The following is a 20,078-nucleotide window of genomic DNA, read 5'->3' as shown; positions in this document are numbered from 1 at the left end:
GGATCAGAACCGGCCGGAATCCGGCCTGGAGCGTACACGTTCGGCCAAGGCGATGCGGGGCAGGAGGCTCGGTACACCTATATCTACGGGCAAATCCCCAGGGGGTTTCGATCATGGCGCGCCCGACTGTCAGCACCAGCCATTCGCCAGGCTCCGCCCAACGGACTACAGGACCGGCCACCCCGGCCGAGGCCCGTGACGCGGCGCGCACCTTCCTCTCCGCGCTGGTGCCCCGGCCATCTCGTGAGAACGCCGAGAACGTGGTGCTCGTCGTGTCCGAACTCGTCACGAACGCGGTGCGGCACGCGGGCGGAGCCATCGCCCTGCGGTTCGCCGCCGACCGCAGCACGCTGCACGTCAGTGTGCGCGACCCCAGCCCCGATCCGCCGCGGGAGCGCCCGCCCGACCTCACCGGGTACGAGGGCGGTTTCGGCTGGCCACTGGTCCGCCATCTCGCGCGCAGCGTGTCCGTCATCCCGTGCGTCGACGGAGGCAAGGACGTCTGCGTGGCACTGCCCCGCTGACGGGCGACGCACTGTCAGGAGCCGGTTCATGCGGTGATGTTCAGCCACTCGGGGGACACGATGCATGATCCGGATCGTCGGGGGCACCCGGTGGCTTCGACAGATGGAGCATGGTGACTAGGGAGGTTGTCCTCATGGCGGCGGCGCGGATGACGGCACGGGAGCAGGCGGACCGGGCAGCGGCCACGACCATGGAGCCCGGGGTGGAGGAGTTGCCCTGGGTGGAGGATGCGGGGAAGGTCGCGCCGAAGGACGCGCGGGAGTTGTCGAAGGTTTTCTTCGAGCGGCTTCAGGTGCTGGAGGAGGGCACGCCCGAGTACCAGTACGCGCGGAATACGCTGATTGAGATGAATCTGTCGTTGGTGCGGTTTGCCGCGGGGCGGTTCCGTAATCGGGGCAGCGGTGAGATGGAGGACGTGGTCCAGGTCGGGACCATTGGTCTGATCAAGGCGATCGACCGGTTCGAGCTGTCGCGTGAGGTGGAGTTCACGTCGTTCGCGGTGCCGTACATCGTGGGGGAGATCAAGCGGTTCTTCCGTGACACCACGTGGGCGGTGCATGTGCCGCGCCGTTTGCAGGAGCTGCGCGTCGACATCGCCAAGGCCAAGGAGAGCCTGGCGCGTGAGCTGGACCGCGATCCGACGGTGCGCGAACTGGCGGCCCACCTGAAGCTGGACGAGGAAGAGGTCGTCGAAGGCCTCGTCGCCGCCAACGGCTACACGGCCGGCTCCCTCGACATGTCCGCCGACGCGGAAGAGACGGGCGGGACTGCGCACAGCCGCAGCCGCACGTTCGTCGATTTCATCGGTGAGGAGGATCCGGGCATGGAGAAGGTGGAGAACCTCTCGGCGCTGGCTCCGTTGATGGGTGAGCTGTCCGAGCGGGAGCGGCGGATCGTGAGCATGCGGTTCGGGCGGGAGCTGACGCAGGCCGAGATCGGTGCGGAGCTCGGTGTCTCGCAGATGCAGGTGTCCCGGCTGCTGTCGCGCATCCTGGCCAAGCTCCGTGCCGGGATGGCCGAGGAACCCCTCACAGACGCCTGACCGCGGCGGCGGCGCGGCGGGGTTCCGAGGTGGGCCGGACCCCGCCGCCGCTTCTGGGTTCCCTCGGGGGACCAGTTTCCGTCGGCCCGGGCCCGAGCGCTGGAGGCGATCTGTGAGTTCGTTGTGCGAGACCGTGTTCATGAATCTGGAAGTCGACGGGACCGAGCGGCTCCCGCTGGTCACCCAGTTGCTGTACGAGGAGCAGGATCCCTACGCGATCCGGGTCTGCTTCGAGTTGCAGGAGGACGTCGCCGTCACCTGGACGATCGAGCGCGACCTGCTCGACCGGGGCCTGACACAGGAGGTCGGCGACGGAGACGTACGGATCGCCCCGCGAGTCGACGCGGACCGGCGTGAGGCCCGCATCGAACTGGCGGGGTGCGGCCTTGACGGCGTGTGGGGCCGCGCGGTCTTCTTCGCCTGGGAACCCGCTTTGCGGGGCTTCCTGGACCGGACCTACGAAGCCGTGCCCCCGGGGGCGGAGGAGGTCGACGTGGACGCCTTCCTCACCGAGGTCCTGACCGCGGGCTGATCCGGCGGGGTGGCGCCAGGAGCAACTCCCCTTCCACCGGGCCCCGTTGAAGTCAGGCATTCACCCCTCCTCCTACGCGGGACTCACGAGGCGAGACCCTCGGCGATGGCCCTGCCGGTGGTGGGTGCCGTCAGGTAGCGCACCATGGAGTGCATCTCGACGCCGTTGTCGATCGCGTGGTCGTTGATCCTCGGGCCGAAGCGGGGGGCGAGTTCCTTGGCGAGGGCGACGATGTCGCACGCGTCGGCGACGTTCGTCCAGCTACGGATTCCGGACGGCCAGACTCCGTGGCCCTGCTGAGGCGCCGGGACCAGTCGGTCGAAGATCAGGCCGCGCAGTCCCAGAGGGGAGCCGAGCGTGACCAGCGTGGAGATCTGCCCTCGGGGATGCGCGGCCTGCAAGGTTTCATTGCACAGCAGTTCGTACGCCGCGACCGTGCCCAGCGAATGCGCCACCAGGACGCGGGTGTCCGGCCCGATGGCCCCGGCCACCGCCTCCTGTACGCGCTCGCGCAGGCCGGGTTCGCTGAAGTAGCGCCGCACCTGCTTGAGCCCGAAGATCATCAGGGGCTCAGCGACGCGTGCGAAGTAGGGAGCATGGGCCAGGGCGTTGAGTGCCCGGCGCACCATGGGGCGCTTCAGCGGGCGGCCGGCCAGGTATCCGGCCGTGCCTCGGGACTTGGCATCGGGGCCGAGCACCTCCGGGTGGACGCGTGCCGCTTCGAGCCACCATTCCAGCAACAGTTCCGACTCGTAGTCGGGTTCGACATCCGTCTCGTCGTAGGCCGGGACCGTCGTCGCACGGGTGCCGGGGCGTACGAAGGCGTCGCCGTAGAAGGCGCACGCGATGTCGTCGTCCCCCAGCTCCGGCCCGGCCGCGCCGACCGCGGCCGTCACCCCGTCGCGCAGGGCGGGCGCGACCTCGGCCTGTAGGGTCTGGGCCCCTTTGAACTGCTGGGCCACTCCGTGCACCACGACGATCCGCGCCATCTGTACTCCCCGGATCCCCCACCGAAGCGGTCACCTTACGAAGCGGTCAGCGCAACGACTATAGTCCCCGCGCCACGCCCTCGTGGTGATCCGTCAGATCAGGTGCCGTGCAAGGGAGTTGGGATGCGGGTAGCAGTGACCGGGGGGCTGGGACGGATCGGCCGGGCGGTGGTGGCGGAGCTCGCCGGGCAGGGTTTCGAGACCGTCCAGGTGGACGTCGCGCCGATGCGCGGGCAGAGTCCCGGCTACCGGCGGGCCGATCTGCGCGAGCTGTGGCAGGCCGTGGACGCTCTCGACGGGGTGAACGCGGTGGTTCACCTCGCCGCGACGGGCGTCCCCGACTCGCACACGCTGCACCCGGAACTGGCTGAGGGGGCGACGTACGCGGCGAATTCCACCTCCACGTACAACGTGTTCCAGGCGGCGGCCGTGCACGGGGTGCGGCGCGTCGTCTGGGCCTCCAGCGAGACCGTGCTCGGCCCGCCCTTCCGGGTCGGCGGGCCCGCCCAGCTGCCCCTGGACGAGTCCCACCCTGTCCGTCCCGAGACCTCCTACGCCCTGTCGAAGGCGACGGGCGAGGCGATCGCCGACCATTTCGCTCACCGCTGTGCGATGACGTCGGTGGCTCTGCGCTTTTCGGTGGTCATGGACCAGGCGGAGTACGCGGCTCTGCCGGCGTACTGGGCCGAGCCCGAACGCGGTCGATGGAACCTGTGGAGCTATGTGGATCTCGCGGATGTGGCGGTGAGTTGCAGGCTGGCGCTGACCGCCGATCTCGTCGGTGCGACGGCGCTGACCGTCGCGGCTCCTGACACCCTGTCGGACCGGCCCACGGCGGAATTGCTCGACACGTATTTCCGGGGAGTGAGAGTGACCCGGCCCCTGGGGGACTTCGAAGCGCTCCAGTGTTCCGCGAAAGCCGAGGAGTTGCTCGGCAGGCGCCCGTCCCACTCCTGGCGGGACAGTGCCCGGTGAGCCTTCAGTCCGTTGTGCCGTTCTTTTTCACGCCGGAGGGATGGTGGCCGTGCGGCAGATCGGTGAAGAGTTCCCTGAAGGCCGGCGAGAGCCGCATGAAGTCATAGGCGGGTTCATAATCGAGCAGCTCACGGGTCTCCGTGATGTCCAGGCGCTTGAACCAGTTGTTGCTGACGCCGTGGAAAATGCCGAAGCCGATTCCCTGGATCCGGATGGCCCGTTCCAGGAGACGGTACAGATCCTGGTCCGCCACGAATGTGCCGATCATCCAGTCGGAATCCGGGGCCATGGCCGCCTCGGGTTTCTGGAAGGCACCGATGCGGACCGCCATGACCGTGAGTCCCTCGCGCTCGGCCATGTAGCGCCCCAGCGCCTCGCCGAAGCACTTCGTGACGCCGTAGAGGTTTCCCGGGTTCACCGGGGCGTCCGCCATGATCTGGCGACCGGGCGCATAGCCCGAGACGGCGTGCACCGATGAGGCGAAGACGACCCGCGGGCAGTCGGCCGACCTGCTCGCGGCGAACACGTGATAGGTGCCCACGATGTTGGCGGCGAGCAGACTGTCCCATTCCGCGGCGGTGTTCGAGTCCGCGGCGAGATGCAGTACGCAGTCAGCGCCCCGGAAGAGTTCCGTGAGGCGGGGCAGGTCCGCCACGTCGCAGTGCTCGGTGCGCCCGTAGGCGTCGAGTCCTGTGAGATCGACCCCGGGGCGGTCGAGCAGGAGCAGTTCGAACCGCTCCGCCGCGAATTTCGCGAATCCACTGCCGATGCGTCCGGCCGCACCGGTAACGATCACTTTGAGACGGCCCTCCATGAATGGCAAGGGTGTTTGAATGGTGACCGCATCGCCCATTTCTGTCCCAGCTGTTGTGCCGACCTTGCGATCAGTGTGTTCCTGTGCGCGGCGAAATGCTACCGAGTCGAACGCGGTGGGCGTATCGTGCGGGCTCAAGACGTGGGTTCCGAGGGGGCGGAAGCAGTCGAATGATCTCGCATGAGTCAACGGGGGCCGACTGCGGGGAGCCCCGCAGATATGTGATCGCCGCGGGGACGGGCCGTTATACGCAGCCCAGCATCGACGACCTTCCCGGTGTCGAGGGCGATGTCGAACTCATGGCAGGTCTGTTCGCCTCCCTCGGCTATGAACGGGTCCTGCGGGACCGGAGCAGGAATCCGACCGCCCGGGAGCTGATCTCGGGCCTGGAGGAGTGGCTCGGCTCCACGGACCGCCGCCCCGACGACATCGTGGTGCTCTACTACGCCGGCCACGGCGTGCGCGCCAGCGGCGGGCGCCACTACCTGCTGTGCACCGACAGCGCCGAGAACCGCCTGGTGTCGACCGCCATCAGGACGGACGATCTGGCCCTGATGTTCGCGGACGACACGGTGCACGCCCGGGTGCTGATCGTCCTCGACACCTGTTACGCGGGGGCGGGAACGACCGACATCGCCATGGTGGCCAACCAGTTGGCGGCCGGGCGGACGACGGTGGCCGGGAACCTGTGGCTACTCGCGGGCGCCCGGGCCCGGGACGAGGCGGGCGAGGGCGTGCTGACCGGAGCGCTGACCAGCACGCTCGCCGCGCCCAGGGCGGGTGCCCACCAGCAGTACATCGACCTGTCGGAGATCACCGAGCGGATCAACGAGCACTTCCGCACGAGCCACCCCTACCAGCACGCCAGTTGCACCTCCGTGGACACGGCCGGGGTGCCGCCGTTCTTCCCCAACCGCAACTTCGTGCCCGGTCTGTTCGGCGGGGAGCTTGATGTCGAGACGCTGACCAGGATGCGGCGGGAGCGCTCCGCGCACTTCGATCCGCGCGCACGCGGGGTGGAGTACGTCGGGGAGGTCGGCTCGTACTTCACCGGCCGGGTCGCCGCCCTCGCGGAGCTGGCCCGCTGGCTGTCCAACCCCTCCCACGACCGGCGCGCGCGGGTCGTCACCGGCGGGCCGGGCTCGGGCAAGTCGGCCCTGCTGGGGCGGCTCCTGTATCTCGCGGACACGCCGGAGGCCGACGACCGGACTCCCCCCGAGACCGTTCCGCCGACCGGATGCGTCACCACCCACCTGCACCTGCGCCGCCGCACCCTGGACGACGTCGTCGCCGAACTGGGCCGCGCCGCGGGCTGCGTGGCCACCACGCCGGATGATCTGCTGGGCTTCCTGCGGGACCGCTCCGCCCGCTTCACGGTGCTCCTCGACGCCCTGGACGAGGCCGGCATCGTCGGCGACCAAGCCGAAGCGACCCTGATCGCACGGGCGTTGCTGCGGCCGATGTCGACGATGGCGCAGGTGCGGCTCATCGTCGGCACCCGGCGCGACCCGATCGACGCCCTGGGCACCGCCGTCGAGCTCATCGACCTGGACCAGCCCGCGTACGCGGGCGTCGAGGATGTGGCCGACTATGTGAGGGCTCTGCTGCTGGCGGAGGACGATCCCGACAGCCTCTCGCCGTACCGGGGCCACTCGACGCTCGCCGCCGCGGTGGCCGGCGGGGTCGCGGCCCGCGCCGGACAGTCCTTCCTCGTCGCCAACATGACGGCACGCTCGCTGATCAACCGCCAGGTCCAGGTGGACCCGACGCAGGCCGGCTGGCACCGCCAACTGCCCAACGAGGTCAAGGACGTCTTCGCCGCCTACCTGTCCCGCTTCGGAGCCAACGAGTGGCGGGTGCGCCGTCTGCTCACCCCGCTCGCCTACGCGGAAGGGCAGGGCCTTCCCTGGGACAACCTGTGGGCTGCGCTGGCTTCGGTGCTGGCCGGGCTGCGCTGCTCCGACGAGGACATCGACTGGCTGCTGGGAAACGCCGGAGCCTACATCGTCGAGGTGCGCGTGGGGGACCGGTCGGTGTTCCGGCTCTACCACGAGACGCTCGCGGAGTTCCTCCGGGACTCGCGCCGCGACAAGGAGGTCCACCGCCGGATCACCACGACCCTGCTCGACCAGGTGCCCCTCTCCGGTACGCGCCGTTCCTGGGGCGACGCCCACCTCTACATACGCAGCCACCTGGCCAGCCACGCGGCGATCGCCGGCACCCTGGACGACCTGCTGGCCGACCCGGAGTTCCTGGTGCATGCCGACCCCGGGGTCCTGGCTCCCGCGCTGCGCTGGGTCAGCGGCGAGCAGGCACGTATGGTGCGCTCGATCTACCGGGCCTCGCTCACCCTGCATCGCCAGTCCGCTCCCATGGTCCGCCGCCAGATCCTGGCGTTCGACGCCGCCAGCCACCAAGTGCGCGCACTGGCCAGAGAGTTGAGTGCCAACCTGACTTGGCGAGTGCGCTGGGCGACCGGCTCCCAGGTCAATCCCGCGCTGCAGATGTCCTTCGTGGACCATTCCCACGGAGTGAAGAGCGCCGACTGCTTCGAGCTCGACCAGCAGCCCTACGCCGTCACCGCGAACACGGACGGCATGCTGCGGCTGTGGGACCTGGGCAACGGCAACCTGCACGGGATGCTGCGCGGCCACATGGCCGAAGTGAACTCGGTGCACCATCTCCGGTTCCGGGGCGAGCCGCTCGGCTTCAGCGCGAGCAGTGACGGCACGGCCCGGGTGTGGAACCTGCGGGACGAGAGCGAACACGCCGTGTTCAGCGGGCATGTGGGTCGGGTGGGTGTGGCGGCCGGGCTGGTGGTCGCGGATCGTCTGATGCTGGTGAGCGGCGGGGACGATCGCACCATCCGGCTCTGGGACGTGGCCTCCGGGCAGGAGGAACAGCGCCTGGTCGGTCACGCGGGCGCCGTGCGGGCGCTGGCGTGCGGGGAGATGGACGGCAGCCCGCTGGTCGCCAGCGGCGGGAGTGACGGCAGCGTACGGCTGTGGGAGCCGCGCGAAGCCACATCTCCCCAGGCCGAGGCCGGGCGGGCCGCGTGCCGCTGGGGGCAGAAGGCGGTGCTGACCGGGCATTCCGGGGAGGTCAACACGGTGGCCTTCGCCGAACTGGACGGCTCGCCCGTGGTGATCAGCGGCGGGGACGACCGCACCGTCCGCGTCTGGGATGTCCGGAGCCAGGAACAGAAGTGCCTGTTCTCCGGTGACATGGGCTGGGTCCGGGCGGTGGCGTGCATGACGCTCGACGGCCGCAGCGTGGTGGTGTGCGGCACCGACAGCGGTCACGCCCACATCTGGGATCTGCACCGCGAGATCGAACTGAGCGTGCTGATCGGGCACACGCACTGGGTGCGAGCCGTGGCGGGCGTGAGGATCGAGGGGCGCACCGCGGTGGTCACCGGCGCCAGCGACGGCACCATGTGCGTGTGGGACCCCAGTGTCGAGGGCAGGTCGAAGGACGTGGTGGGGCACGCGGGCGGCGTGAACGCGGTCAGTGCCCTGAGCGTGCAGGGCCGCGCCGTCGCCGTCAGCGGCGGCGATGACCGCACCGTGCGCGCCTGGGACATCGAGTCCGGCCGTCAGCGCGGCGTCATCAAGGGGCACACCGGGTTCGTGCGGGCGGTGGCCTGTGCGCAGCTCGACGATGCGCCCGTGGTCGTCAGCGGGGCCAGCGACGGAACCGTCCGGGTGTGGGACCTGATGAGCCAGCGCCAGCGCGCGGTCCTGACCGGACACACCGACTGGGTCAGCTCGGTGGCGTGCACGCACATACGGGGCAGAACCGTGGCCGTCAGTGCCAGCGACGACTGCACCTTGCGGGTGTGGGACCTGCACAACAACACCGAGCGCGACATCCTCTCCGGACACACCGGCGGGATCAACACGGTGGCGTGCACCACGCTGGACGGCCGGTCGGTCGCCCTGAGCGGGGCGTTCGACGGATCGATCCGGCTGTGGGACCTGGAGACGGGGCGCGCCTGTGCGGTGTTCACCGGCCACACGGGCTGGGTGCGGGCCCTGGACTGCGCCACCCTCGACGGGCGCCCGGTGGTGGTCAGTGTGGACGACGACGGCGGCGTGTTCGTGTGGGACCTGAAGGACCGCAGGAGGTGCCTGCGCCTGAGCGACGCGGGGGCCGGTACCAACGCCATCGCCTGCATGCGCCTGCGGAACCGGACGGTCGTGGTGACGGCCGGGGACGACCGGATCGTACGGTTCTGGGACCTGCACACCCGTGAGCGCCAGGAGGGGTTCGTGCTCCCCGCCCCGGGCTGGTCCCTTGCCGCGGCGCCCGACGACCGGCTGGTGGTGGGAACGGGGCGTGAGGTGTGCGTGTTCGACCACTACGGCGAGGGCGCACCGGGCTGAGGTGGGCACACGAGCCGCTCCAGGTCCTGGAGTTGCTGGGCGAGCCAGCGCACCGGATCACCCCCGGCCACCGCGGCACGCAGCCCCGCCGCGCGTCGCCGGCGCTCGCCGGGGGGCAGCGCGAGGGCGCTGCGCAGCGCCCTCGCGGTGAGGTGGACGTCGCGCGGGTCGTGTACGAGCTCGGCTTGGTGACCGAGCAGGTCGCTGCTGCCCGCTCCGCGGGACAGCACCAGTGCTCCGTGGCGGGTGTTCAGCTGGGGCCCCTCCTGCGACACGAGGTTCATGCCGTCGCGTACGGGATTCACCAGCAGCACGTCGTAGGACTTGAGCGCCGCCACACACCGGGGCACGTCGTGCCCCAGGTGCACGCGCAGACACCCGGGGAAGCGGTGGTTCAGGTGCTCGGTCAGGTGTCGCAGGCGCTCGGCGTGGGCGCGGTACTCGGGGACGCGTTCCCTGGAGGGTGTCAGGCAGGCGGTCATGACCATGCGGCCGCGCAGTTCGGGCGAGTGCTCCAGGAGGAGCTCGAACGCCTCGAGGCCGCGCAGGATGTTCTTCGACGGGTCGACCCGGTCCACCCTGACGATGTGCCGGACCCCTGGATCAAGAACGAGTTCGCGCTCCCAGGCTCGGGTCTCCGGGCTGCGGGCGTTCGCGGCGAGCAGGGCCGAGTCGGCGCGCACGGGATAGCAGCGGATGGCGGTGGTGCGGGCGGCGCCGGTCGCTCCGGGACGCTTGCTCTCCACCACCCCGAGCACGTCGTCCTCCGGTCCGCCATGCCGTACCCGGTGGCCCCAACTCTCGCAACAGGCGAGGAAGTTGGCTGCCCACCGGGGGGACTGGAAGCCGATCAGGTTCGCGGCGAGCATGCCGTCCAGGACGGCCGCGGAGACGCGGCGGGGGAGCCGGGCCAGTTCTTCCGGAGCGCTGAACGGTGTGTGCAGGAAGAGCCCGATGGGCTGGTGGGGTCGCGCGGTGCGAACGAAGCCGGGCGTGGTGGCCAGTTGGTAGTCCTGGACGAGCACGGGGGTCCGGGGTGTGGTCTGCCGCACGAGCTGTTCCGCCACACTCCGGTTCACCAGCTGGTAGGAGCGCGTGAAGGTGTCCGCTCCGGGCGGCGGGGCGTCCGTGCCCGCGACATCCGGCCACAGCCCGTGCAGGGCCAGCCAGAGCATGCGCACCCCCACGTCGTCGTAGTACTCGCGGTAGGGGCGCTCGTCGACCGGCACCGGGATGTAGCGGTAACCGAGGCGGCGGGTGATGGCCGTCTGCGCGGCGGGACCGAGGGCCTCGCGGTCGGCTTCGGCATCGGAGGGTGCGACCCACAGGGTGGGCCGGGAGAGTCCGCGGGCGGCGGTGTTGAGCAGGGAGGTGACGCTTCCGGGGCGGCGTTCCATCCGCAGCCGCGGCCCCGCGCCGAGGAAGGCGACGGGGCCGCGGTCGGAGGCGATCGCGAGGTCCAGCGTCACGGCGGAGTGCCCATGGCGAGGTCGACCGCTTCCGCGGCGACCGTCCGCGGCGCCGTCAGCGGATGGCCGCGCAGGGCGTTCGCCAGGGCGTGCACCAGGCCGAGGTGGACGGTTTCGACCACGCCGTAATCCCAACTCGGCACGTGCAGCGCCACATCGACCCGGTGCAGGGCGCGGCCGCCGTCGGAGCCGAGCAGTCCGATCGTGGCCGCGCCGAGTTCCCGCGCCGTGTCGAGCCCCGCCAGGACGTTGTCCGAATTGCCGCTGACGCTGACGGCGATCACCACGTCCTGCGGGTCGAGCAGGGTGTCCAGCTGGCCGGAGAACCCCTGGGCGCTGCCATGGTCATTGGTCCATGCGGTGAGCAGTGAGGTGTTGTCGGCGAGCGCGATGGCGCGCAACCGCTCGTGCCGGGTGCGGCCGATCCCCTTGGCCAGGTCACAGGCCATGTGGCTGGCGGTTGCCGCGCTGCCTCCGTTTCCCATCACGTAGACCCGCGCGCGGCGCCGCCTGGCCGTCGCGAGCAGGGTCACCGCCCGGTTCACGGCGCCCGCGTCGACCGCGTCGAATCCGTTGGCGGCGTCATGGAGGAACCGCTCGTAGACGTGGCGGACGGGCGGCGTGTGACGGCTGGACGGTGGCGGGTTGTTTCGTGCTTGACCGCTGGGGAGAACTGTCGGGTCATCCGACACGTTCGGCAGACCCTGTTCGGAGATGACGGCCACAGGTTGCGCATGAGTGTCGGAGGACCCGGGACATAGGCGGTGGACTCCTAGCAAGCGACGACGTTGACGTGCGAACGTGCTTTGCGTGCCAAGGATGTTAGCTCAGAGGTCACTCCTTCGCAGGAGTGTTGTCGGCTTTAGTGGAGCGCGGCGGATTCCTGCTCGGCGGACCGGCGGGTGAGCGCGAACGCGCCACGCACCGCCACCTGACGGTCCGTCACGGCATAGAGGGGGATCTCCCGCATGAGTTCCGCGTGTTCCGCGCCCATCGCGACGAAGCGCTCCAGGAAGGCGGTGTCCGAGATGAGGAGGTCGCAGACCCCGGGCGCCTGCAAAACCCCGCTCGTCAGCCAGACGGAACCTCCCTCGCTCATGCAGGTCAGCACGATGTTGCGGAGGAACTGCCCCAGGATGGCGCCGAACAGCCGCATGATCTCGCGGCAGCAGGCGTCGCCGCCGACGGCCGCCGCGGTGATCACCGGCCCGATGCCCCGGTGTTCGCGCCGGAACCGGTCGACGTGTTCCTGGATGTAGGGCCCCGGCTTCTTCCGCGTGGTCATGAAGTCGTACATGTGGTCGATGCCGCGCAGTCCGCCGATGGACAGCTCGACCGAGATCGGGATGCCCGGCCGGAGCCGCTGCAACGAGCGGAGGTAGTCCTCCTCCAGGACGGTCACGGGCTGCCAGGCCACGTGGCCCGACTCGGCGGGGCGGGCCTGGCCCGCCCTGTCCACCGAGGCGCTGCCGACGCCGGTGCCGACCGACACGGCCAGCAGGGCGGGGCCGGGATGGGTCGGCACCTGCGGGGTCAGCGCGACCCAGTCGGTCTTGTCGAGGTCGGCGACCCCGGCCGTCGTGGCCACCATGTCGTTGATCGTGACCAGCTCCATCCCCAGATCCGCCGCGAAGGCGCGACGCCGGAAGGTCGGCCACTGGGGGTGGTTGGTGATCCTGACGTCACCGTCGCGCCCGGGCCGCCCGGCCACGCCCGCGACCAGGGAGCGCGGCAGACAGCCCGCCATGTCGAAGCACCCGTAGAAGAGGTGCTCCAGAGAGTCGTAGTCGGCGGACCGCGCCTGGACGTGCCTGATCTCTCCGGTGTCCGGATCCAGGAAGCGCATGTGTGTCTTGGTGCCACCGGCGTCGATCCCGGCGATCTCGGTGCGTGGAAGGCCGATGATCCGCTCTCGGGAAATATGCGGCATTGCATTCCTCATATGTAGGTGGCCGAATGCATCCGGCCACAGGCGTCGGGCAGTTGGCGGAAAGCTACTCGGCGCGACCGCCGCCCGGCGCCGAAGTGCCGGTGGCCTCAGCGGCGTTCTCGCTCGCGCCAGGGGGTGCAGAGGATCGTCAGGAGGCCCGCATCAGGGAAGCAGGTTCAGGCCGCGGTCAGGGATTCCTTCCCCATGGCCAGGGTAGGGTCCGGGCGTCTCCCTTAGAATCCCTCTAATTGGCGAACTTCCGTACGGTCAGGGCCTTTACGCATCCCCTTGTTCGTCCGCGCGCGGGCGGCCATCCATCCCTGGGACTCCGGAGGGACAACGAACGATGCGTTTCGCCTTCGAGACACCGCAGGAGCACACCACGTGGGCCGACCTGCTGGCCCTGTGGCGGCAGGCGGACGCACTCGACGTGTTCGAGTCCGGCTGGCTCTACGACCATCTGGTCCCGATACTCGGCGACGCCTCGGGCCCGTGCCTGGAGGGATGGACGGCGCTCGCCGCCTTGGCGCAGGCCACCGTCCGGCTGCGGCTCGGCGTCCTGGTCACCGGCACCCACTTCCGCCACCCCTCGGTTCTCGCCAAGATGGCCACGACCCTCGACATCGTCTCCGGCGGGCGGCTGGAACTCGGGCTGGGCGCCGGCTGGAACCACGAGGAAGCGGACACGCACGGCATCCGGCTCGGCGCGCCCCGGGAACGCAGTGAACGGCTGGAGGAAACCTGCGCGGTGCTGACCGGACTCATGTCCCAGGAAACGTTCTCCTTCACCGGTACCCACTACCGCCTGACCGAGGCCCGCCACGAACCCAAGGGACCCCAGCGCCCGCATCCACCCCTCTGCATCGGCGGGGGAGGCGAGCGCCGAACCCTGCGCACCGTCGCGCGCTACGCGCAGCACTGGAACTTCGGCGAGGACGACCCGGCCGAGTTCGCCCGCAAACGCGACGTGCTCTTCGGGCACTGCCGCGCCCTGGGGCGCGACCCGGCGGACATCACGCTGTCCGCCCATGTCCGTCTGGGGCCCGGCTACCGCCCGGGCAGCACAGGCCGCCCCGACGCGCTGAGGAACCGCCTGCGGGCGCTGGCGGACGAGGGCCTGGACCTGGCCGTCATCCAGCTCCTGCCGCCGTACCGACCGGAGGCCGTGAGTGCGCTGGCCGATGCCCTGACGGACCTGCCATGAAGCCCAACCGCGTTCGCACGCACGGAGCTTGATGTCACGTCAGGAAGTGCCGCCGGCCGCGGCCGTCAGGAGGGCGGGTTCGTCACCGCCGGGTCACCCGGTGCCTCGCGGCTGGGGGCGCGGACCCGTGGGGGAGGGGGCTTCGGGTGCGCCCAGGCTGGCCAGGAGGCGCAGGTTGTCGTGGGCGGTGGTGCCGGGGGCGGCTGACTGCACGATCAGTTCCGTGCCGGTGGTGTCCGGGAGAGCGAAGTTCTCCTGATGCAGTTCCAGGCGGCCGACCGCGGCGTGGTTGTACGCCTTGGCGCCGTGGGTGCGGGTCCGGACATCGGCGCGCGCCCACAGGCGGCGGAAGCGTTCGCTGCGCATGGCCAGTTCGCCGATGAGGGAGGCCAGTTCGGGGTCGTCGGGATGGCGGCCGGCGGACAGGCGCAGATGGCCGACGGTGTCGAGGGTGCAGGCCTCCCAGTCGGCGAACAGGGCGTGCCCCTCCTCGGTCAGGAAGATGTGCCGGGCGAGGTTCAGCCCCTCGGCGCGACGCCCGTAGAGCAGGTCCGTGAGCCGGTTCGCGCCCAGCACCGTCAGCCGGTGGTCGATGAGGAAGGCGGGGGCGTCGGCCACGAGGTCGAGGACTCGCAGGAGTTCGGGGCGCAGCCTGGCCGTGGACGGCCGGCGCGGCGCCTGGGCGGGCCGGTGGGCGAGCCGGTGCAGATGTCCGCGCTCCACTTCGTCCAGACCGAGCGCCCGCGCGAGGGCGTCAAGGACCTGGGCCGAAGGCTGGCGCGCCCGCCCCTGTTCCAGGCGTACGTAGTAGTCGACGCTCACTCCTGCCAGGTGCGCCACCTCCTCGCGCCGCAACCCGCTCACGCGGCGGCGCGAATCGGCCGGGATGCCGACGGTCTCGGGCAGGACGCGGGACCGCCGGGTGCGCAGAAAGTCAGCAAGATCGTCCATTGCTCCAGTATCCGCACCAAGCCCGTGCGGATGGGTGGCCCTGCCAGTACCAGGAAGGCCGGGCCTACGGAGAAGGCGCCCCTGAATCGCGCCGCTGGATCCGGCGAGGATCGCACCCACATCGACGTGAGGAGCACAGATGAAGGTCTTCATCGTCCACGCCCACCCCGAGCGGCGGTCGCTGAACGGCGCGCTCACCGACTTGGCTGTGGACACGCTGACAGAAGCTGGGCACGAGGTGCGGGTCAGCGATCTGTACGCGATGCGCTGGAAGGCGACCGTCGATGCCGACGACTTCGGCGCCGCCGCCTCCGACCCGCTTCATACGGTCACCGATTCCGGGCGTGCCCATGAGAGCGGTGCGCTCTCCGCGGACATCCGAGCCGAGCAGGACAAACTGCGGTGGGCCGACACCGTGATCCTCCAGTTTCCGCTGTGGTGGTACACGATGCCCGCGATCCTCAAGGGCTGGGTGGACCGCGTGTTCACCCACGGCTTCGGCTACGGCGTGGGTGAACACAGCGCCACCCGGTACGGGGACCGCTTCGGTGAGGGGACGCTCCAGGGCAAGCGCGCCATGGTGTCGGTGACCGTCGGCGGCCCCGAGGCGCACTACTCCGACCGCGGCATCAACGGGCCCATCGACGACCTGCTGTACCCGATCCAGCACGGCATCCTCTACTACCCCGGTCTGGAGGTGCTGCCTCCGTTCGTCCTGTATCGCGCGGATCGGATGTCGCCCGAGGTCTTCGCGGACGCGAGCGAGGTATGGAAGAAGAGGCTGCTGACCCTCGAAGACACCGCCCCCGTCCCGTACCGCAGCCAGAACGGCGGTGACTACGACATGCCCGCGGCACGCCTGCGCGAGGGACTGGAGGGGCCCGGCCGCAGTGGATTCGGCCTGCACGTGCGCGCCTGATCGACCCGGATTGCCGCGGTCCGGCAGCCACCCGCCCCTCACCGGCACGGTGCGAGGGGCGGGTGGCCGACGCACACCCGAAGGTGGCGCGCCTCCTCAGAAAGGCTGCACGAAGGGCCGTCACCGCCCTCGGAACCGGCGCGGTGGGTGAGTATCCCGATGGCAGATGCGTCAAGAGGGGCCCGGGGGTCTGGCGTCACCTCGACCTGAACTGACCACCTGACACCGGGAGTTGTCCACATCGTGGATCCGGCGATGCCGTCCGCCGGGTCGCTGGCCGATGCCGTGGCGGAGCCACCACCAGTCCGGACACGCCGTGAGCCCACCACTTCTTCTGCGTCCTTCCATAGGAAGGGCGCGGGTTTGTCGTCGATCGTCGGCGTCCGATCCAGCCAAAGAGCGTGGCGGTGTATACGGCTCCTACGGCTGGGAACGCGTACCTCTACATACGAGTCGGCCGATGATCCGAGCCGGCCTCCACACCGATTGCGCGACAGGTCCGACAGAACCTGGGAGCGGTCAGTGGGGAATGCCTGATGTGCAGGCCAGGGGTCAGGGCGATGCTCGCCCTCCCCGTATTCCTCGACCCACTGAAGCGTTCGTTCAAGCCCCGGGATTTCTCATGCCGTTTCCGGGCGTCATACCTACTGCCATCAACGAGGAGCAACTTCATGTCCTTATTGGACGATCGGCTCAAGGAAGCGCCGACGATCAACCTGCTCGACTGCACGCTGCGCGACGGTTCGTACGCCGTCGACTTCCAGCTCGACGAGCAGTTCGTAACGCATCTGCTGACCCGCTTGAACGACATTCCCGTGGCCAAGGTGGAAGTGGGCCACGGCATCGGCCTGGAGGCCGAACGCAAGGGCATCAAGGCGTGCAACATCGACCACTACCAGTGGGCCGAGATAGCCCGGACGACCCTGCCCGACAAGCCCTGGGGAATGTTCGCACAGCCCGAGTTCACCCGCCTGGAGACCGTCGCGGAACTGAGTGACCGCGGGATGTCCTTCATCCGGGTGGGCATGGAGCCGGACCGGGTCTCCGAGAACCTCGACTACCTGCGGAGCGCCACCGAACTGTGCGGACAGGTCTATCTGAACCTCATGAAGTCGAGCGCGACGCCGGTCCGGGAGCTCGTCCGGCTTCTCGACGGGGTGACCCCCGACGTGGCGGGCGTCTATGTCGTCGACTCCTACGGCGCCATGCTCCCCGCCGACGTGCAGGCATACGTGAGTGCGGTGGGCCAGTTCTTCCCGGTCGTCGGCTTCCACGGGCACGACAACCTCGGCATGGCCAACATCAACAGCATCACGGCCCTCCAGGCGGGGGCCACCATCGTGGACGCCACGCTCGACGGCATCGGCCGCGGGTCGGGCAACGCGGCCATCGAGTCGCTGGCCGGCGTCGTCAAGATGCTCGGGTCCGACCTCTTCGACTACGAGGAGCTGGCGAAGCTCGCCGCGTACTGCCGGGACAACATGGACGCCATCCCCGAGGACCGCACCATGCAGGTACTCGGCGCCGTGATCGGCATCCACTCGGGGTTCTTCCCGCTGGTGGAGGAGCTGGCCGAGGAGTATCAGGCCGATCCGGCCCGGCTGATGGAGACGGCGGTCGAGATCGCCGACCACAGCCCGCGCAAGGACGACTTCCGCACCGCCGCCACCAAGATCACGACCTGATCGGCGGGCCGGCCCGGCGCCGGTCCGCCCCGACCCGGGAGAGCAGCATGAGATTCACCAAGTCCCACCCGTCCGCCGCCGGCAACGGCATCGCCGTGGGGCATCAGGGCCAGTGGTACGCCCTGTCCGACCTCCAGGGCCAGGGGAGCGCCACCCGGATCAGCGAGCTGGTGGGGGAGGCGCACCTGCGGGAGCTGGGAGAAGCCGTGGACCGGCAGGCGGCCGATCTCACGCCCGTGCGCCCCGCGCTCGACCGTGCGCCCACGGTGCTGGACCCCGGAGCCGACATCTGGGGCGCCGGACTCAACTACCGTCGCCACTCCGAGGACCTGGAATCCGAGCAGCCCCGATCCGGGCCCGGCTCCTACCTGCGCCCCGCCAACTGCCTCATCGGCAACGGCGACGCCATCGAACTGCCGTGGCAGTCCGGGCGCGTCACAGCGGAGGCGGAGCTCGGGCTGGTCATCAAAACTCCCTGCAAGAACGTCGAACGGACCCAGTGGCGATCCGTGGTGGCGGGGGTCACCGCCGTCCTCGACATGACGGCCGAGGACGTCATCCGGGAAAACCCGCGCCACATTCCGTGGGCCAAGGGATTCGACACGTTCTGCAGTGTCGGCCCCGTCCTGGTGACCCTGGACGAATTCAGCGACGACGAACTCGCCGCTCTCCGCATCGCCACCGTGCGCAATGGAGAGACCGTGGCGGCGGCCACCCCGGCCGACATGAAATTCGGGCTCGACCGCCTCGTGGAGTACTTCAGCGCCGGACGGACCCTCGAACCCGGCACGGTGATCTGCACCGGAACTCCCGGGGCCGCGCCGATCAGCGACGGTGACACGGTGCGGGCGGTCGTGGAAGGAGTGGGCACCCTGACGCACCCGGTCCGCCAGCACCCCACACACCCCCAGGAAATACGGCGCTCCACAGTCCACAGCGAAGGAGGGTGACATGCCGAAAGAAAGCGAATCCGTGGTCGACGCCGTAGATCGCGCCGTCCGGGAATTCCCGGACCACGACGCGCTGCGCACCGCGGACACGAGCATGACCTACCAGGAGTTCGGCGCACGCAGCGACGAATTCGCGCGCCGATTACAGGAATCCACCGCACCGGGCGAGTTCATCGCCCTGGAGAGCAGCCGGGGACCGGCAGCGGTCATCGGCATGATCGGCGCACTGAAGGCCGAACGGCCCTTCGTCTTCGTGGACCGGCGCGACAGTGACCGCTCCAACGCCGACAAGACCGGACTCCTGGGCGCGCGGCTGATGGCCCGGGGCGCGCACGGGGACAGTCCGCCGGAGTTCATCCCGGTCCCGGCCGACTGGCGCACCCTCGACGGCCCACCGACGCCGCCCCCTCAACTCCCTTTCGAACAGGGAGAGATCGCCTACGCGATCCACACCTCGGGCTCGACCGGCACCCCCAAGTGCGTCCTGGCCCGGACGGCCCCGCTCGCCCCGGTGATCCGTGACCACGTCAACCGGCTGCACGTCGGCCCGGACAGCAGGACCCTCCAGTTCGCACGGCTGACCTTCGACGGCTGCATCACCGAGATCCTCTGGACGCTCACCGCGGGCGGCTGCCTGGTGGTGCTGGACGAGGCGCATCTGGCCCCTGGCGCCGTGCTGGCGGACACCCTGGAACGGTTCGCCGTCACCCATCTCAAGACGACCCCGTTCGCCCTGACGGTGACCGAACCCAGCGACGCGATGCGGCTGGAGCACGTCGTCAACGGAGGCGGCCCCTGCCGGCCCGCGGTGATCCGCACCTGGTCGAAGGTGGCGAGTTTCCACAACGCGTACGGCCTCACCGAGACCACGGTGTGCAATCTGCTCAGCGACCCACTCGACCCGGACGACTGCCGCGACGGCGTGCCCCTCGGGGACCTGGTCGGCGACTGCGGATACGTGATCAGGGATCCGGCCACCGGCGCCACCGGTGCCCAACGCGGCGAACTCGTCGTCACCGGCCCCAGCGTCACGGCGGGATATCTCACGCAGGGCGGCGTACGCCCCTTCCTCGGGCCGGACGGCGCGGACGCCTATGCCACCGGAGATCTCGTCGAACTCCGCGACGGGCGGCTCCACTTCCTGGAACGGCTCGACCGGCAGGTGAAGGTCCGCGGCTACCGGCTCGATCCCGGCGAGATCGAGGCAGCGGTGTGCCGGCATCCCGACGTGCGGGACGCGGTGGTGGTGGCCGAGGCGCACGACGACGGCGACCCCTTCGACCTCGACACCCTGGTCTGCTACTACCAGGGCGACCTGGGCCCCCGCGCCGTGCGGCAGCATCTGGAGGGCTTCCTCGACCCGTACAAGATCCCCTCGGTGCTCGACCGCGTCGACTCCTTCCCCCACACCGTGAACGGCAAGGTCGACCGGGACGCCCTGCGGGCGAGCCGACGGGCACAGACCGCCGGGGGCGCCTCCGGCTCGCCGAACGAGCAGGTGCTGCGCCTGGTACGCGGCCTCACCGGCGTCCAGGACGTACAGCTGGACGACAACTTCTTCGACGTGGGCGGCGATTCGGCCTCGGCCGTGGTCCTGGTGACCGGCCTGAAGAAGCTCGGCTGGGCCGACGCCGGGGTCCGCGACGTGCTGCGGGCGGAGAACCTGCGGGGCCTCGCCGACCGCCTACGGGAACGGAGCGTGTGACGC

Annotated in this window: 16 protein-coding genes; 10 read left to right on the top strand and 6 right to left on the bottom strand. The window is 70.0% G+C overall.

What is annotated here, in order from left to right:
• Positions 1-113 precede the first annotated feature (113 nt).
• From DT019_RS16200 to DT019_RS16190, 3 genes are all read left to right on the top strand, one after another.
• Positions 114-524, top strand: a complete 411-nt coding sequence (locus DT019_RS16200) for an ATP-binding protein (RefSeq protein ID WP_114037495.1) — start codon at positions 114-116, stop codon at positions 522-524.
• 191 nt (positions 525-715) lie between these two features.
• Positions 716-1,567, top strand: coding sequence for a SigB/SigF/SigG family RNA polymerase sigma factor (locus DT019_RS16195; protein ID WP_223279595.1), 852 nt, complete (start codon positions 716-718; stop codon positions 1,565-1,567).
• Between the two features lie 139 nt (positions 1,568-1,706).
• Positions 1,707-2,099 carry an SsgA family sporulation/cell division regulator gene (locus DT019_RS16190; protein WP_147267316.1) on the top strand — a complete coding sequence of 131 codons (393 nt, stop codon included), beginning with the start codon at positions 1,707-1,709 and terminating at the stop codon, positions 2,097-2,099.
• 83 nt (positions 2,100-2,182) lie between these two features.
• On the opposite strand, the gene DT019_RS16185 is transcribed toward DT019_RS16190, so the two are convergent.
• Positions 2,183-3,088 carry an antibiotic ABC transporter ATP-binding protein gene (locus DT019_RS16185; protein ID WP_114037493.1) on the bottom strand — a complete coding sequence of 302 codons (906 nt, stop codon included), beginning with the start codon at positions 3,086-3,088 and terminating at the stop codon, positions 2,183-2,185.
• A gap of 123 nt (positions 3,089-3,211) precedes the next feature.
• Here DT019_RS16185 and DT019_RS16180 point away from each other — a divergent pair, with 123 nt between their 5' ends.
• Entirely contained in the window at positions 3,212-4,063 is an 852-nt protein-coding gene (locus tag DT019_RS16180; protein WP_114037492.1) for an NAD-dependent epimerase/dehydratase family protein, read from the top strand.
• 4 nt (positions 4,064-4,067) lie between these two features.
• Here DT019_RS16180 and DT019_RS16175 read toward each other — a convergent pair whose 3' ends face one another.
• Positions 4,068-5,015, bottom strand: coding sequence for an NAD-dependent epimerase/dehydratase family protein (locus DT019_RS16175; protein WP_189389621.1), 948 nt, complete (start codon positions 5,013-5,015; stop codon positions 4,068-4,070).
• 32 nt (positions 5,016-5,047) lie between these two features.
• Here DT019_RS16175 and DT019_RS16170 point away from each other — a divergent pair, with 32 nt between their 5' ends.
• Positions 5,048-9,262 carry a caspase family protein gene (locus DT019_RS16170; protein WP_189389619.1) on the top strand — a complete coding sequence of 1,405 codons (4,215 nt, stop codon included), beginning with the start codon at positions 5,048-5,050 and terminating at the stop codon, positions 9,260-9,262.
• Here DT019_RS16170 and DT019_RS16165 read toward each other — a convergent pair.
• The 3 genes from DT019_RS16165 to DT019_RS16155 all read right to left on the bottom strand — a co-directional run bounded on the left by DT019_RS16165 (position 9,238) and on the right by DT019_RS16155 (position 12,661).
• On the bottom strand, positions 9,238-10,731 hold the full coding sequence (locus tag DT019_RS16165; protein WP_114037489.1) for a trehalose-6-phosphate synthase: 1,494 nt from the start codon (positions 10,729-10,731) through the stop codon (positions 9,238-9,240). The genes DT019_RS16170 and DT019_RS16165 overlap by 25 nt on opposite strands.
• A complete protein-coding gene (locus tag DT019_RS16160; RefSeq protein ID WP_189389617.1) occupies positions 10,728-11,456 on the bottom strand; it encodes an SIS domain-containing protein in 729 nt (242 codons plus the stop codon). Before DT019_RS16160 ends, DT019_RS16165 begins: the two co-directional genes overlap by 4 nt.
• 137 nt (positions 11,457-11,593) lie before the next feature.
• Entirely contained in the window at positions 11,594-12,661 is a 1,068-nt protein-coding gene (locus DT019_RS16155) for a glucokinase (RefSeq protein ID WP_189389615.1), read from the bottom strand.
• A 346-nt stretch (positions 12,662-13,007) separates the two neighbouring features.
• Between DT019_RS16155 and DT019_RS16150 the strand changes: the two genes are divergently transcribed.
• Positions 13,008-13,865 carry a TIGR03560 family F420-dependent LLM class oxidoreductase gene (locus DT019_RS16150; RefSeq protein ID WP_114037486.1) on the top strand — a complete coding sequence of 286 codons (858 nt, stop codon included), beginning with the start codon at positions 13,008-13,010 and terminating at the stop codon, positions 13,863-13,865.
• Positions 13,866-13,958: 93 nt separating this feature from the next.
• On the opposite strand, the gene DT019_RS16145 is transcribed toward DT019_RS16150, so the two are convergent.
• Positions 13,959-14,816 carry a helix-turn-helix domain-containing protein gene (locus DT019_RS16145; protein ID WP_114037485.1) on the bottom strand — a complete coding sequence of 286 codons (858 nt, stop codon included), beginning with the start codon at positions 14,814-14,816 and terminating at the stop codon, positions 13,959-13,961.
• Positions 14,817-14,955: 139 nt separating this feature from the next.
• On the opposite strand from DT019_RS16145, the gene DT019_RS16140 reads away from it, so the two are divergent.
• The 4 genes from DT019_RS16140 to DT019_RS16125 all read left to right on the top strand — a co-directional run bounded on the left by DT019_RS16140 (position 14,956) and on the right by DT019_RS16125 (position 20,075).
• Positions 14,956-15,735 (top strand): NAD(P)H-dependent oxidoreductase, encoded by a 780-nt coding sequence (locus DT019_RS16140; RefSeq protein WP_114037484.1) that lies wholly within the window; start codon positions 14,956-14,958, stop codon positions 15,733-15,735.
• Positions 15,736-16,406: 671 nt separating this feature from the next.
• Positions 16,407-17,420, top strand: a complete 1,014-nt coding sequence (locus tag DT019_RS16135) for a hypothetical protein (RefSeq protein ID WP_114037483.1) — start codon at positions 16,407-16,409, stop codon at positions 17,418-17,420.
• 47 nt (positions 17,421-17,467) lie between these two features.
• Positions 17,468-18,370 carry a fumarylacetoacetate hydrolase family protein gene (locus tag DT019_RS16130; protein ID WP_114037482.1) on the top strand — a complete coding sequence of 301 codons (903 nt, stop codon included), beginning with the start codon at positions 17,468-17,470 and terminating at the stop codon, positions 18,368-18,370.
• 1 nt (position 18,371) lies between these two features.
• Entirely contained in the window at positions 18,372-20,075 is a 1,704-nt protein-coding gene (locus DT019_RS16125) for a non-ribosomal peptide synthetase (RefSeq protein WP_114037481.1), read from the top strand.
• The last annotated feature ends 3 nt before the right edge of the window (positions 20,076-20,078 follow it).

The organism is Streptomyces sp. SDr-06 (assembly GCF_003324565.1).
Taxonomy (GTDB): Bacteria; Actinomycetota; Actinomycetes; order Streptomycetales; family Streptomycetaceae; genus Streptomyces.
The sequence above is the reverse complement of the archived record's forward strand: the minus strand, read 5'-3'. Positions and strand labels throughout refer to the sequence as shown.